Source organism: Pseudomonas shirazensis (genome assembly GCF_050496565.1).
In the GTDB taxonomy this organism is placed as follows: Bacteria; Pseudomonadota; Gammaproteobacteria; order Pseudomonadales; family Pseudomonadaceae; genus Aquipseudomonas; species Aquipseudomonas shirazensis_A.
Genome location: NZ_JBNWAE010000031.1, coordinates 1 through 13242, shown reverse-complemented (window position 1 = coordinate 13242; position 13242 = coordinate 1). Strand labels below are relative to the sequence as shown.

The following is a 13242-nucleotide window of genomic DNA, read 5'->3' as shown; positions in this document are numbered from 1 at the left end:
GTTCCTGCTGCGTCGACCAAGAAACCTGGCAGATGCAGTGAAAATAGTGGGGGAATCGGTGTCGATCTATAACAGCGAGCGGCCACATGCGGCCCTTGAATACAAAACGCCTGATGCCGTGCATCAGGCGTTTTGAAACGAAACAGGTGTAAACCTATTTCAGGACTGGACAGTTTGCCAAAAAAGTAACTCGCCGTAAGGGCGAAAGGGGCCCAACCACCCACCACAAAAAACGGATAAGTCCACACCATCCAAGAAACACCCCTCCACAACTCCCCAAAAAACCACCCCAAATCTGTAGGAGTTTTTACCCTAAAGCGTAGGACCGATCTATTTAGCAGGAGTAACGTTGTGTAGGCGAATGTACCCAGTGCAGTCTCCAATCTTCCCTGAAACGAGGAGGATCAAACCATGCTGGTACTGACTCGCGAGGTTGGCCAAGTCATCGCCATCAACGATGACATCCACATCGTGGTAGTAGCGATCGACCACGGCATCGTCCGCCTGGGCATCGACGCCCCACGCGATCTACCCGTCCACCGCTGCGAAATCTACAAACGAATCAAAGCCCGCGAAGCGCAGGAGCAATAAAGCGGGGGCCGGCGCGCAGCCCCCCACAGCATCACTCGAACAGCTCCTTGGGCACATCATGTTTGGCCAGCAGCTGGCACTGCTGGCTTTCCAGATCAAACAGGATAAACGCCTGACCCTTGGCCAACGCCTGGCGCACCCGCAGCACACGGGTCTCCAGCGGCGTGTCATCGCCGTTATCGGTGCCTTCGCGAGTCACGAAGTCCTCGATCAGGCGGGTCAGGGTCTCAGCTTCGAGTTGGTCGTAAGGAATCAGCATGGGCAACTTCGTTGATTGATCGGCAATCCCGCCATGCTACGCGATTCGCGCACCACAGGCGTCACAGCTTGTTACCCAGGAGGCTGTCGACCGGTGGCACGCGGGTATCGCTCTCCATCTGCGCATCATGTTCGATCTGGTGACTGAAGCGCTCCAGCGAAGCATTGGCCGGGTTCGAATCGCTGGCAAACACCGGCGGGCTGAGCAGGTAACCGCAAAGCAGCCGGCTGAGGGTTGCCAAGCTGTCGATATGGGTCCGCTCATAACCGTGGGTGGCATCGCAGCCAAACGCCACCAATGCTGTACGGATGTCGTGGCCCGCGGTAACCGCCGAGTGCGCGTCGCTGAAGTAGTAGCGGAAGAGGTCGCGGCGCACCGGCAGTTGCTGATCATTGGCAAGCTTGAGCAGGTGCCGCGACAGGTGGTAATCGTACGGCCCGGACGAATCCTGCATGGCCACGCTTACCGCATGCTCGCTGGAGGCCTGCCCAGGCGCCACTGGCGCAATGTCGATGCCGACAAATTCGCTGACGTCCCACGGCAACGCTCCCGCAGCACCAGAGCCGGTTTCCTCGGTGATGGTAAACAGCGGGTGACAGTCGATCAGCGGCTGCTCGCCACTTTCTACTACCGCCTTGAGCGCCGCCAGCAGCGCGGCCACACCGGCTTTGTCGTCGAGGTGGCGGGCGCTGATATGGCCGCTCTCGGTGAACTCCGGCAGGGGATCGAAGGCGACGAAGTCACCGATTGAAATGCCCAGCGCCTCGCAATCGGCGCGGGTCGCGCAGTAGGCATCCAGGCGCACTTCAACGTGGTCCCAACTGATCGGCATCTGGTCGATGGCGGTGTTGAACGCATGCCCGCTGGCCATCAGCGGCAACACGCTGCCACGGAACACGCCGGTGTCGGTAAACACGCTGACCCGGCTGCCTTCGGCAAACCGGCTCGACCAGCAGCCAACTGGCGCCAGGGCCAGGCGGCCGTTGTCCTGCAACTGGCGCACGCTGGCGCCGATGGTGTCGAGGTGGGCCGAGACCGCGCGGTCAGGCGAGCTCTGCCGGCCTTTGAGGGTGGCGCGGATGGTGCCGCGGCGGGTCAGCTCGAATGGAATGCCCAGCTCATCCAGGCGTTCGGCGACATAGCGCACGATGGTATCGGTAAAGCCGGTCGGGCTGGGGATGGCGAGCATTTCCAGCAGGACGCGTTTCAGGTAGTCCAGATCCGGTTCGGGGTGGGTTACAGACATAGTCACTCCTAGGCGGTGGGGAAGGGTGGCCTGCCGCGGTTACCGCGCAGGCCCCCAGGTGATTCAGGCTGGCGCCCGGCTGTGCGGAAACAGCAGATCGACAAAGCGCTCGGCCGTGGGTTGCGGTTCATGGTTGGCCAGGCCAACGCGCTCGTTGGCTTCGATGATCACGTAGTCGGGCTGGCTGGCATCGCCGACCATGAAGTCCAGGCCGACCACGGGAATATCCAGCGCCCGCGCAGCGCGCACGGCGGCATCGGCCAGGGCCGGATGCAAACGATCGGTGACATCTTCGAGAATGCCGCCGGTGTGCAGGTTGGCCGCACGGCGTACCGCCAGGCGCTCGCCTGCCGGCAAGATGTCGCCGTACTCATAACCTGCCGCACGCACGGTGCGCTCGGTTTCTTCATCCATGGGGATGCGGCTTTCACCGGCCGTGGCAGCCTCGCGGCGGCGGCTCTGGGCTTCGATCAACGCCTTGACGCTGTGCGTACCATCGCCGATCACCTGTGCCGGGTGGCGAATGGCTGCGGCCACCACTTCATGGCCGATGACCACGATGCGCAGGTCATACCCCGGATGGAAGCTCTCAAGCAGTACACGGCTATCAAAACGCTGGGCGTGTTCGACGGCCTGGGAAACCTCCTCAAGCGTAGTCAGATTGACCGCCACACCCTGGCCTTGCTCGCCATCGACCGGCTTGACCACTACTGCGCTGTGCTCTTCCAGAAACGCCAGGTTGTCGTCGGCATTGCCGGCCAGCTGTTGCACCGGCACCTTCAGCCCGGCCTTTTCCAGCGCATGCTGGGTCAGGCGCTTGTCCTGGCAGAGGGTCATGCTCACGGCACTGGTGAGGTCGCTGAGCGATTCGCGGCAGCGCACCCGGCGCCCGCCCAGGCTAAGAGTGAACAACCCCGCCTTGGCGTCGTCGACCTGCACTTCGATGCCGCGGCGGTGGGCTTCGTCAACGATGATCCGCGCGTACGGGTTGAGCTCGGCCTCAGGCCCAGGCCCAAGGAACAGGGTCTGGTTGATGCCGTTCTTGCGCTTCACGGCAAAGGTCGGCAGGTTGCGAAAACCGAGCTTTTCATAGAGGCGCTTGGCCTGGCGGTTGTCGTGCATCACCGACAGATCCAGATAGGCCAGCTCGCGGCTCATGAAGTGCTCGATCAAGTGCCGTACCAGCACCTCGCCAACGCCAGGTCGGCTGCAGCGCGGGTCGACGGCCAGGCACCAAAGGCTGCTGCCGTGCTCGGGATCATCGAACGACTTGCTGTGATTCAGGCCCATCACGCTGCCGATCACAGCATGGGTGTCTTCATCCTCGGCCAGCCAGTACACCGGCCCGCCCTGATGACGCGGGGTGAGCAGCTCGGCGTTGACCGGGAGCATGCCGCGCGCCTGGTACAGCGCATTGATCGCCTGCCAGTCGCTTTCGCTCTGTGCCCGGCGAATGCGAAAACCGCGGAACACCCGCTGCGCCGGGCGATAGTCGCTGAACCACAGGCGCAGGGTATCCGAGGGGTCGAGAAACAGCTGTTGCGGAGCGTGCGCCAATACCTGATGCGGCGCCGCCACGTAGAGGGCAATGTCGCGTTCGCCGGGCGCCTCATCCAGCAACGCCTGAGCCAGGCAGCTAGGGTCCGGGTAGGTGTGGCCGATCAGCAGCCGGCCCCAGCCGCAATGAACTGCCCGCGGCTGGTCGTGCGGCTCACTGCCGTCTTCGGCCAGGCGCGCCTGCAGCCGCGCGTAGGAGGGGGCCTGGCCGCGCAGCAGGCGCTGGCCGTAGGCTGTTTCGTGGGCTTTCATTGATCAGATTCCTTGTTCACTGAGCCACAGGTTCAGTGCCGCCAACTGCCACAGCTTGGAGCCGCGCAGTGGGGTCAACTGGCCATGCGGGTTGCTCAGCAGCTTGTCGATCATGGCCGGATTGAACAGGCCGCGGTCCTGGCTTGGGTCGGTCAGCAGGTCGCGTACCCAGCCGAGGGTGGCGCCTTCCAGGTGCTTGAGGCCAGGGACCGGGAAGTAACCCTTCTTGCGGTCGATCACCTCATGCGGGATGACCCGCCGTGCAGCCGATTTGAGCACCTGCTTGCCGCCATCGGGCAGCTTGAAGCGTGCCGGGATCCGCGCCGAGAGTTCCGCCAGGCGGTAATCGAGGAATGGCGTGCGCGCCTCCAGGCCCCAGGCCATGGTCATGTTGTCGACGCGTTTGACCGGGTCATCGACCAGCATCACCGTGCTGTCCAGGCGCAGCGCTTTGTCCACCGCATCGGCCGCGCCAGGGCGGGCGAAATGTTCGCGGACAAAATCACCGGCTGCGTCATTGTCCAGCAGCCAGGGTGCCTGCACCGTCTCGCGGTATTCGGCGTGGCTGCGGTCAAAGAACGCATCGCGGTAGGCCGAATATGGGTCGGCCGCACCATCGACCTGCGGGTACCAGTGATAACCGGCAAACAGCTCATCGGCGCCCTGGCCGCTCTGCACGCCTTTGCAATGCTTGGCCACTTCGCGAGAGAGCAGATAGAAGGCGATGCAGTCGTGGCTGACCATCGGTTCGCTCATGGCACGGAACGCCGCCGGCAATTGGTCGATGATTTCGTGTTCATCGATGCGCAGCTGATGGTGGCGGGTGCCGTAGTGGCGGGCGATCAGGTCGGAAAACTCGAACTCGTCGCCGCGCTCACCGCCAGCATCCTGGAAGCCGATCGAGAAGGTCGACAGGTCGTCCACGCCAACGTCGCGCAGCAGGCCGACCAGCAGGCTCGAATCGACCCCGCCCGACAGCAGCACGCCGACGTCCACCGCAGCGCGTTGACGGATCGCCACCGCATCGCGGGTGGCGTCGAGCACGCGGGTGGTCCAGTCTTCCAGGTCGAGCTTCTGCTCGTCGGCATTCGGCCCGTACTTGAGCTGCCACCAGGTCTGGCGTTCGACTTCGCCGTGGCGGTCAACACGCATCCAGGTGCCGGGTTCGAGTTTTTGCACATTGGCCAGCAAGGTGCGCGGCGCCGGTACCACAGCGTGGAAGTTGAGGTAGTGGTTGAGCGCGACCGGGTCGATCACCGGGTCGATATCGCCGCCCTTGAGCAACGCCGGCAGGGTTGAGGCGAAGCGCAGGCGTTCACCGTTGCGCGACAGGTACAGCGGCTTGACGCCAAGGCGGTCACGGGCCAGGAACAGGCGCTGGGTGTCGCGCTCCCAGATGGCCAGGGCGAACATGCCGTTGAGCTTTGGCAGCAGCGCGGCGCCCCAGGCGTGATAGCCCTTGAGCAGCACTTCGGTGTCGCCGTCGGACCAGAACGTGTAGCCCAGGTCGAGCAGCTCCTGGCGCAGTTCGGGGAAGTTGTAGATGGCGCCGTTGAACGCCAGCGACAGGCCGAGGTTGTTGTCGACCATCGGCTGCGCCGAGCCGTCGGACAAGTCCATGATCTTCAAACGGCGATGGCCGAGGGCAATCGGCCCTTGGCTATGGAAGCCCCAGGCATCCGGGCCGCGTGGCGCCAGATGGTGGGTGATGCGCTCAACCGCGGCGAGATCCGCGGGGCGCGGGGCCTGATTGATCGGGGTAAAACGTAACTCTCCAGCTAATCCGCACATAAGTCCTTACCGGTTTTGCCGTTGGGGAAGGTGCCTCGCCGGATGACGGGCACTTAGGTAGTGACCGGAGCGGTTTCTGAGAGTTTTATATCAATCGGTTATAAGGGATGAGTGGTTGGTGGGCTGGCTAGCGGGCTTGGGTTGAGATCGTTGGGGCTGCGTTGCAGCCCTTTCGCGACACAAGGCCGCTCCTACACGGACCGCGCAAGCAAGTCATACGCGGTCCCCTGTAGGAGCGGCCTTGTGTCGCGAAAGGGGTGCGCAGCGCCCCCAGCATTGCTCAAGCCTTGCCGCGAATCAGGGCGCGCAAAGCAAAGCGATTCGGGTGGCACGCCTCAGCCACCGCCCGCGGCACCGGCAACGGTTCCCCGCAGATCCAGGCCGCCAGCAACTCCCCGCTGAGCGGCGCTGTGATCAGGCCGCGCGAGCCATGCCCGGTGTTGACGTACAGCCCATCCAGCCACGGGCAGTCAACCGCAGGCAGCTGCCGAGCATCCTTGCGCAGCATGGCATAGGCCTCGTTGAAGCCTTGCGCGTCCGCAACCGGCCCGACAATCGGCAGATAGTCCGGGCTGGTACAGCGAAACGCTGCGCGCCCTTGCAGCAGCGCCGGGTCCAGCGTGGCGAGCTGCAGCCGCTGACCGAGGTCGGTGGAAATTTCCTCGAGCAGCTCGAGGTTGCCCTGATGCTCGGCCACGGTCGGGGTCAGGTCGTCGCTGTGGAAGTCAAAGCTGGCGCCAAGGGTATGCTCGTCATCGCGTACCGGCGCCACATAGCCCTCGGCACACACCACGGTATTCAAAGACCGGCTTTCGGCAGTGGCCGGCAAGCGGGTGATCTGCCCACGGATGCGTTTGAGCGGCAGCTCGGCACACGGCGCAAAAGCGCGCACGTCGGCTGCGCCGGCCAGCACCACCACCGGCGCAGTGGCCAGCAAACGCTCGCCTGCCCAGGCTTGCCAGAGGCCATCGACCCGACGCAGTTCGAGCACTTCCTGATGCACCTTTACTTCAATGCACGTGTGCTGCAATTGCGCAGCGCACAGCGCCGGCGGGTGCACCCAGCCACCCTGTGGATAAAACAGGCCGCCACTGGCCAGGCTGACCCCTGCCACCTGCTCGGCCTCAAGCTGATCAAGCGGGCGCAGCAGGCTGCTGTCGAAGGCGCCAGCGAGCTTGGCCTGACGTTCGGCTTCCTTGGCATCGAAAGCCAGCTGCAGCACGCCGCAGGCATCCCAGTCGCGGCCGCGCTGCAAACGTTCGAGGTAACGGCGGGTGTAGCCGAAGCCGGCCACGATCATCTGCGACAGTGCAGTGCCATGGGCAGACAGCTTCAAATACAGCACGCCTTGCGGGTTGCCCGAAGCCTCCTGCGCAGGCGCAGCATGGCGCTCCAGCACCGTGACCTGCCAACCCCGTGTGGCCAGGCTGGCGGCGCTGGCACTGCCAGCCAGCCCGGCGCCGATCACCAGCGCCTGACGCGGGCAGCCGGTGGCTGTTGGGCGGGCGTACCACGGTGCTGTGGCGGTCACCACTGGCTGGCCGCTGTAGTAGCCGTTCATCACCTCCCACTTGGTGCCCAGCCCAGGCACCTTCTTCATGCTGAAACCGGCCTCGATCAGGCTCCGGCGGACCCAGCCGGTGGTGGTGAAGGTGCCGATGCTGGTGCCTTCATGCGACAGCCGCGCCAATTGCGCGAACAGCTCGGGGGTCCACATGTCGGGGTTTTTCGCCGGCGCGAAACCGTCGAGGAACCAGGCGTCGATGCGCGCATCGAGCAGCGGCAGTTGCTCGAGTACATCACCGATCAGCAGGGTCAAGGTCACCCGGCCGCCGTCGAAACTGAATTGCTGGAAGCCCGGATGCACTGCCACGTACTGGTCCAGCAGCGGCTGCCAGTAAGCCGCCAGCTCAGGCCACAGCTTAACGGCGCGGCTCAGGTCGGCATGGCTCAACGGGTACTTTTCGACGCTGACGAAATGCAGACGGGCGCCGGCCGCAGCCTGCTCGGCAAACAGCTGCCAGGCACAGTAGAAGTTCATCCCGGTGCCAAACCCGGTTTCGCCGATCACCAGGCAGCCATCGGCTGGCAGCTCGGCAAAGCGCTGGCGCAGGCGGTTGCCTTCGATGAACACGTATTGGGTTTCGAGGCTGCCTTCGGTGGTGGAGAAGTACACGTCGTCATATTGCCGCGAGTGCGGGCGGCCCTGATCGTCCCAGTCAATCTGGGCATGCTGGGGGAGGGTAGGGTCTGGCATGGTCGGCTCGGCGGCAGCGGAAGCGGGATTTTAAGCCATTGCGCAGGTCTTAGGCTGCACGCAAGCGCATAAATCGCTGCCGATCCGCTAGTCTTGTCATTCCAATGAAGGAGCCACGCCAGCATGTTCGAATCTGCGCAAATCGGTCACCATATCGACAAGGACACCTTTGATGCTGCAGTACCGGCGCTGCGCGAGGCGCTGCTCGACGCTCAGTACGAGCTCAAGCAGCAGTCTCGCCTGCCGGTGATCATCCTCATCAATGGTGTCGAGGGCGCCGGCAAGGGCGAGACGGTCAAGTTGCTCAATGAGTGGATGGACCCGCGCCTGATCGACGTGCTGACCTTTGACCAGCAGACCGACGAAGAACTGGCCCGGCCGCCCGCCTGGCGCTATTGGCGGGCGCTGCCACCGAAGGGCCGGATGGGGGTGTTTTTCGGCAACTGGTACAGTCAGATGCTGCAGGGCCGGGTGCATGGCCAGTTCAAGGACGCCGTGCTCGATCAAGCGATTGCCGGCGCCGAACGGCTGGAACAGATGCTCTGCGATGAAGGCGCGTTGATCATCAAGTTCTGGTTTCACCTGTCCAAGAAGCAGATGAAGGCGCGCCTCAAGACCCTGCGCGACGACCCTCTGCACAGCTGGCGGATCAGCCCGCTGGATTGGCAACAGTCGCAGACCTACGACCGCTTTGTGCGCTTCGGCGAGCGTGTGCTGCGCCGTACCAGTCGCGACTATGCGCCCTGGCACGTGATCGAAGGCGCTGACCCGCATTACCGCAGCCTGGCCGTCGGCCAGATCCTGCTCGAAAGCATGCAGGCCGCGCTGGCTGTGGACCCCAAGGCCAAGCATAAGGGCAACGTCGCCCCGCTGGGGCGCAGCATCGACGACCTCAACCTGATCAACGCGCTGGATTTGAGCCGGCGTTTGGACAAGAAGGACTACGAGCAGCAGTTGGTCACCGAACAAGCGCGCCTGGCCGGTTTGCTGCGCCACAAACATATGCGCAAGCATGCCCTGGTCGCGGTGTTCGAAGGCAACGATGCGGCCGGCAAGGGCGGCGCGATCCGCCGTGTGGCCGCTGCGCTGGACCCACGCCAGTACCGCATCGTGCCGATTGCCGCACCCACTGAAGAAGAACGCGCGCAGCCTTATCTGTGGCGGTTCTGGCGGCATGTGCCAGCACGCGGCAAGTTCACCATCTTCGATCGCTCGTGGTATGGCCGGGTGTTGGTGGAGCGGGTCGAGGGCTTCTGCACACCGGCCGACTGGATGCGCGCCTATGGTGAGATAAATGACTTTGAGGAGCAACTGAGCAACGCCGGCGTTGTAGTGGTCAAGTTCTGGCTGGCGATCGATCAGCAGACCCAATTGGAGCGCTTTGAAGAGCGCGAGCAAATACCCTTCAAACGCTACAAGATCACCGAAGATGACTGGCGCAACCGCGAAAAATGGGACGTCTACACCGAAGCGGTCGGCGACATGGTCGACCGCACCAGCACCGAGATCGCACCCTGGACGCTGGTCGAGGCCAATGACAAGCGCTGGGCGAGGGTGAAGGTCCTGCGCACCATCAACGAGGCGTTGGAAGCAGCGTTCGCCAAGCACAAGAAGTAACCGCAAACGGCCTGCCTGCGGCGTCGCGCCCAGTGCGCAGCAGGCAGGCATGCCGCCACGGAATGACCTGATGCATTTTTTTCCAGTCATTTTCGACCAGTCACACCCGCCAAGCCCTTAGACTGCACTCACCCCCACCACGGGCTTTGATCGAGGACGTTATGCACACCACTTCCGGACGCTGGGTCCATGGCCTGCTATTGGCACTGTTGACCGCGCTGCTCTGGGGCATTCTGCCGATCAAGCTCAAGCAGGTCCTGCAGGTGATGGACCCGGTCACGGTGACCTGGTATCGCCTGCTGGTATCCGGTGGCCTGCTGTTCATCTGGCTGTCGGCCACGCGCCGACTGCCGCCATTTGCCGGCCTGGGCCGCAAGCGTACCGGCCTGGTGGCGCTGGCCATCTTCGGCCTGCTCGGCAACTACGTCTTGTACCTGATCGGGCTCAAACTGCTCAGCCCCGGCACGGCTCAGTTGGTGGTGCAGATCGGCCCGGTGCTGCTGCTGGTGGCCAGCGTGTTCGTGTTCAGGGAGCGCTTCAGCTGGGGCCAGGGCATGGGTCTGGTCGTGCTGCTGATGGGCTTTGGGCTGTTTTTCAATCAGCGCCTGGCTGAGCTGCTGGGGTCGTTGGGCACTTACACCACGGGCGTCTTGACCATTTTGCTGGCGACCAGCATCTGGGTGTTTTATGCGCTGAGCCAGAAACAGCTGCTGACCGTTTGGAATTCGCAGCAGGTGATGATGGTGATCTACCTGGGTTGCGCGGCGCTGCTGACGCCCTGGGTGCACCCGCTGGAGGCGCTGCAGTTGAGTCCCTTGCAAGGCTGGCTGCTGTTGGCCTGCTGTTTGAATACCCTGGTGGCGTATGGCGCATTCGCCGAGGCGCTGGCGCATTGGGAGGCGTCGCGGGTCAGTGCAACATTGGCTCTTACGCCCTTGGTGACGTTCGTCGCCGTAGCGCTGGCTGCGTGGCTGTGGCCGGAGTATGTGCATGCCGAGCAGATCAATGCGCTGGGTTACATCGGCGCGGTGACGGTGGTGCTTGGCTCGGCGCTGGTGGCGCTGGGCCCGTCGCTGCTGGCCAGCTGGCGCGCAAGGCGTGCGCTGCCCTTGTAGGAGCGGCCTTGTGTCGCGAAAGGCCCGCATAGCGGGCCCAGCGATATCAGCTGCGAAGCTGAAATCTGGGGCCGCTACGCAGCCCTTTCGCGACGCAAGGCCGCTCCTACAGGGACGTGTGCATAGCGATAGATTTGCGGCTAACCCTTGGCACCAGGCGCCAACATGTTCTCCGGCCGCACCCACTGATCGAACTGCTCATTGGTCAGGTACTGCAGCGCCAGGGCAGCTTCGCGCAAGGTGGTCCCTTCGCTGTAAGCCTTCTTGGCAATCTCCGCAGCCTTGTCATAACCAATATGCGGGTTCAGCGCAGTCACCAGCATCAAACCCCGCTCAAGGTGCTCGGCCATCTGCTCGGCATCCGGCTCGATGCCGGCCACGCAGTGCTGCTGGAAGTTGCTGCAGCCATCGGCCAGCAGGGTGATCGACTGCAGCAGGTTATGAATGATCACCGGCTTGTACACGTTCAGTTGCAGATGCCCCTGGCTGGCCGCGAATCCGATGGTCACGTCATTGCCCAGCACCTGGCAGGCCAGCATCGACAACGCCTCGCACTGAGTTGGGTTGACCTTGCCGGGCATGATCGAGCTGCCCGGCTCGTTGGCCGGCAGGCGTACTTCGGCCAGCCCTGCACGCGGGCCGGAGCCTAACAGGCGCAAGTCGTTGGCGATTTTCATCAAGGCCACGGCGAGGGATTTCAGCGCACCGGCCAGGTTGACCAGCGGCTCATGCCCGGCCAGCGCAGCAAACTTGTTCGGCGCAGTGACGAAGGGCAGCCCGGACAATGCCGCCAGTTCGGCGGCGACCGCTTCGGCAAAACCATGCGGTGCGTTCAGGCCGGTGCCCACAGCCGTGCCGCCCTGGGCCAGTTCATACACCGCCGGCAGCGCTGCACGAATCGCTCGCTGGGCGTAGTCGAGCTGGGCGACGAACGCCGAGATCTCCTGGCCGAAGGTGATTGGTGTGGCGTCCATCATGTGCGTGCGGCCAGTCTTGACCAGTTTGTGATGGCGCGCAGACAGCTCGGCCAGCCCTGACGACAGCTCGGCAATCGCTGGCAGCAGCTTGTCGTGCACGGCTTGCGCCGCGGCAATGTTCATCGCGGTGGGGAAGCAATCATTCGAGCTCTGCGAGCGGTTGACGTGATCATTCGGGTGTACCGGCGACTTGCCGCCGCGGCCCTGGCCGGCCAGCTCGTTGGCGCGCCCGGCGATCACTTCATTGACGTTCATGTTGCTCTGGGTGCCGCTGCCGGTCTGCCACACGACCAACGGGAACTGCTCGTCCAGCTGGCCATCGAGCACTTCGTCGGCGGCCTGTTCGATCAGCCGGGCGATATCCGCCGGCAGGTCACCGTTGCGGTCGTTGACCCGTGCGGCGGCCTTCTTGATCAGCGCCAGCGCGTGCGAAACGGCCAGCGGCATGCGCTCCTGGCCGATGGCGAAGTTGATCAGCGAACGCTGGGTTTGCGCGCCCCAGTAGGCGTCCTGAGGAACTTCGACCGGGCCCAGGCTGTCTGTTTCGATACGGCTCATGCGGCGTTCACTCCATAATCGTCTGAATCCGCAGTTTAGGCCCCTATTCGACCGAGCGGTTCAATCGCTCATCGTGCTACTTGAGTAGAGCGCCCGGCGCGGCGCAGAATGCTCGTCTCTGAGGTACTCGCCTCCCTTTCCTGAAGGATTTGCAATGACCCGTCTCCGTGTCCTTTGTGCCGCCGTCGCCCTGGCCTGCGCCAGCGGTTCGGTTCTTGCCGCAACCCCTGCGCACAACCAAGCCGCCGAGAAGTTCCTGACCCTGGCCAATGCCGACAAGTTGGGCACTCCGGTGTACATGCAGGTGCAGCAGATGTTTGCCCAGCGCTTCGAGCAGACCAAGGCACCAGCCTCCAAGAAAGCCGTGCTCGACAGCTACCAGGCCAAGGCCAACGCTGCCCTGGACAACGCCATTGGCTGGAAAAAGCTCAAGCCGCAGATGGTCAACCTGTACACCGCGACCTTCACCGAAGGCGAGCTGCAGGACCTGGTCAAGTTCTACGAGTCGCCACTGGGCAAGAAAGTCCTGCGCGAAATGCCCAAGGTCACCCAGCAGTCGGCCCAGTTGACCCAGCAGAGCCTGGAGCCAGCGGTACCGGTGGTCAACAAGCTGCTTGACGACATGACCAAAGAGCTCGACCCGAACGCTGGCAAAGCCGCTCCTGCGAAGAAGTGAGCCAACGCTGATGAACATGCAGCAACGCATCGAACAGCAACTGGCGGCATTGGCCGACGTGCACCTCGAGGTGCTCGACGAAAGCCACATGCACAGCCGTGGGCTGGAGACGCACTACAAGGCGGTGCTGGTCAGCGAGCAGTTCGCTGGCCTCAACAGCGTCAAGCGCCACCAGCGGGTGTACGCGACCATGGCCGATCTGATGGGGCAGATTCATGCCCTGGCCATTCACACCTACACCCCTGAGGAGTGGGCCAAGGTTGGCGCAGCACCGGCATCGCCGGTGTGTGCTGGCGGCGGTCACTGAAACCTCCCAGGCATTCTGGTAAACTGCGCAACATCCCCC

Annotated in this window: 12 protein-coding genes; 6 read left to right on the top strand and 6 right to left on the bottom strand. The window is 63.5% G+C overall.

What is annotated here, in order from left to right:
* Together ACQZ2L_RS24965 and csrA are read left to right on the top strand one after the other, a co-directional pair.
* Nucleotides 1-136: integrase core domain-containing protein (locus ACQZ2L_RS24965; RefSeq protein ID WP_430328299.1), on the top strand; the 136-nt coding region annotated here is incomplete at its 5' end.
* Between the two features lie 275 nt (nt 137-411).
* Nucleotides 412-591, top strand: coding sequence for a carbon storage regulator CsrA (csrA, locus tag ACQZ2L_RS24960; protein WP_430328298.1), 180 nt, complete (start codon nt 412-414; stop codon nt 589-591).
* A 31-nt stretch (nt 592-622) separates the two neighbouring features.
* Here csrA and ACQZ2L_RS24955 read toward each other — a convergent pair whose 3' ends face one another.
* From ACQZ2L_RS24955 to mnmC, 5 genes are all read right to left on the bottom strand, one after another.
* Nucleotides 623-850, bottom strand: coding sequence for a YheU family protein (locus ACQZ2L_RS24955; RefSeq protein ID WP_101321674.1), 228 nt, complete (start codon nt 848-850; stop codon nt 623-625).
* A 61-nt stretch (nt 851-911) separates the two neighbouring features.
* Entirely contained in the window at nt 912-2096 is a 1185-nt protein-coding gene (locus ACQZ2L_RS24950) for an osmoprotectant NAGGN system M42 family peptidase (protein ID WP_430328297.1), read from the bottom strand.
* A 63-nt stretch (nt 2097-2159) separates the two neighbouring features.
* Complete coding sequence (gene ngg / locus ACQZ2L_RS24945; RefSeq protein WP_430328296.1) at nt 2160-3905, bottom strand: N-acetylglutaminylglutamine synthetase; 1746 nt, start codon at nt 3903-3905, stop codon at nt 2160-2162.
* A 3-nt stretch (nt 3906-3908) separates the two neighbouring features.
* Nucleotides 3909-5696, bottom strand: a complete 1788-nt coding sequence (locus tag ACQZ2L_RS24940; protein WP_103438222.1) for an N-acetylglutaminylglutamine amidotransferase — start codon at nt 5694-5696, stop codon at nt 3909-3911.
* A gap of 280 nt (nt 5697-5976) precedes the next feature.
* On the bottom strand, nt 5977-7953 hold the full coding sequence (mnmC, locus tag ACQZ2L_RS24935; protein ID WP_430328295.1) for a bifunctional tRNA (5-methylaminomethyl-2-thiouridine)(34)-methyltransferase MnmD/FAD-dependent 5-carboxymethylaminomethyl-2-thiouridine(34) oxidoreductase MnmC: 1977 nt from the start codon (nt 7951-7953) through the stop codon (nt 5977-5979).
* A 123-nt stretch (nt 7954-8076) separates the two neighbouring features.
* Here mnmC and pap point away from each other — a divergent pair, with 123 nt between their 5' ends.
* Both pap and ACQZ2L_RS24925 read left to right on the top strand, forming a co-directional pair.
* A complete protein-coding gene (pap, locus tag ACQZ2L_RS24930) occupies nt 8077-9570 on the top strand; it encodes a polyphosphate:AMP phosphotransferase (RefSeq protein ID WP_430328294.1) in 1494 nt (497 codons plus the stop codon).
* Nucleotides 9571-9731: 161 nt separating this feature from the next.
* Nucleotides 9732-10685 carry a DMT family transporter gene (locus tag ACQZ2L_RS24925; RefSeq protein WP_430328293.1) on the top strand — a complete coding sequence of 318 codons (954 nt, stop codon included), beginning with the start codon at nt 9732-9734 and terminating at the stop codon, nt 10683-10685.
* A gap of 140 nt (nt 10686-10825) precedes the next feature.
* Here ACQZ2L_RS24925 and ACQZ2L_RS24920 read toward each other — a convergent pair whose 3' ends face one another.
* Nucleotides 10826-12220, bottom strand: coding sequence for a class II fumarate hydratase (locus tag ACQZ2L_RS24920; RefSeq protein WP_430328292.1), 1395 nt, complete (start codon nt 12218-12220; stop codon nt 10826-10828).
* 154 nt (nt 12221-12374) lie between these two features.
* On the opposite strand from ACQZ2L_RS24920, the gene ACQZ2L_RS24915 reads away from it, so the two are divergent.
* The gene (locus tag ACQZ2L_RS24915) at nt 12375-12896 is read left to right on the top strand and encodes a DUF2059 domain-containing protein (RefSeq protein WP_430328291.1); all 522 of its coding nucleotides are present in this window, start codon (nt 12375-12377) and stop codon (nt 12894-12896) included.
* A gap of 10 nt (nt 12897-12906) precedes the next feature.
* The gene (locus ACQZ2L_RS24910; RefSeq protein WP_430328290.1) at nt 12907-13203 is read left to right on the top strand and encodes a BolA family protein; all 297 of its coding nucleotides are present in this window, start codon (nt 12907-12909) and stop codon (nt 13201-13203) included.
* Nucleotides 13204-13242 lie beyond the last annotated feature (39 nt).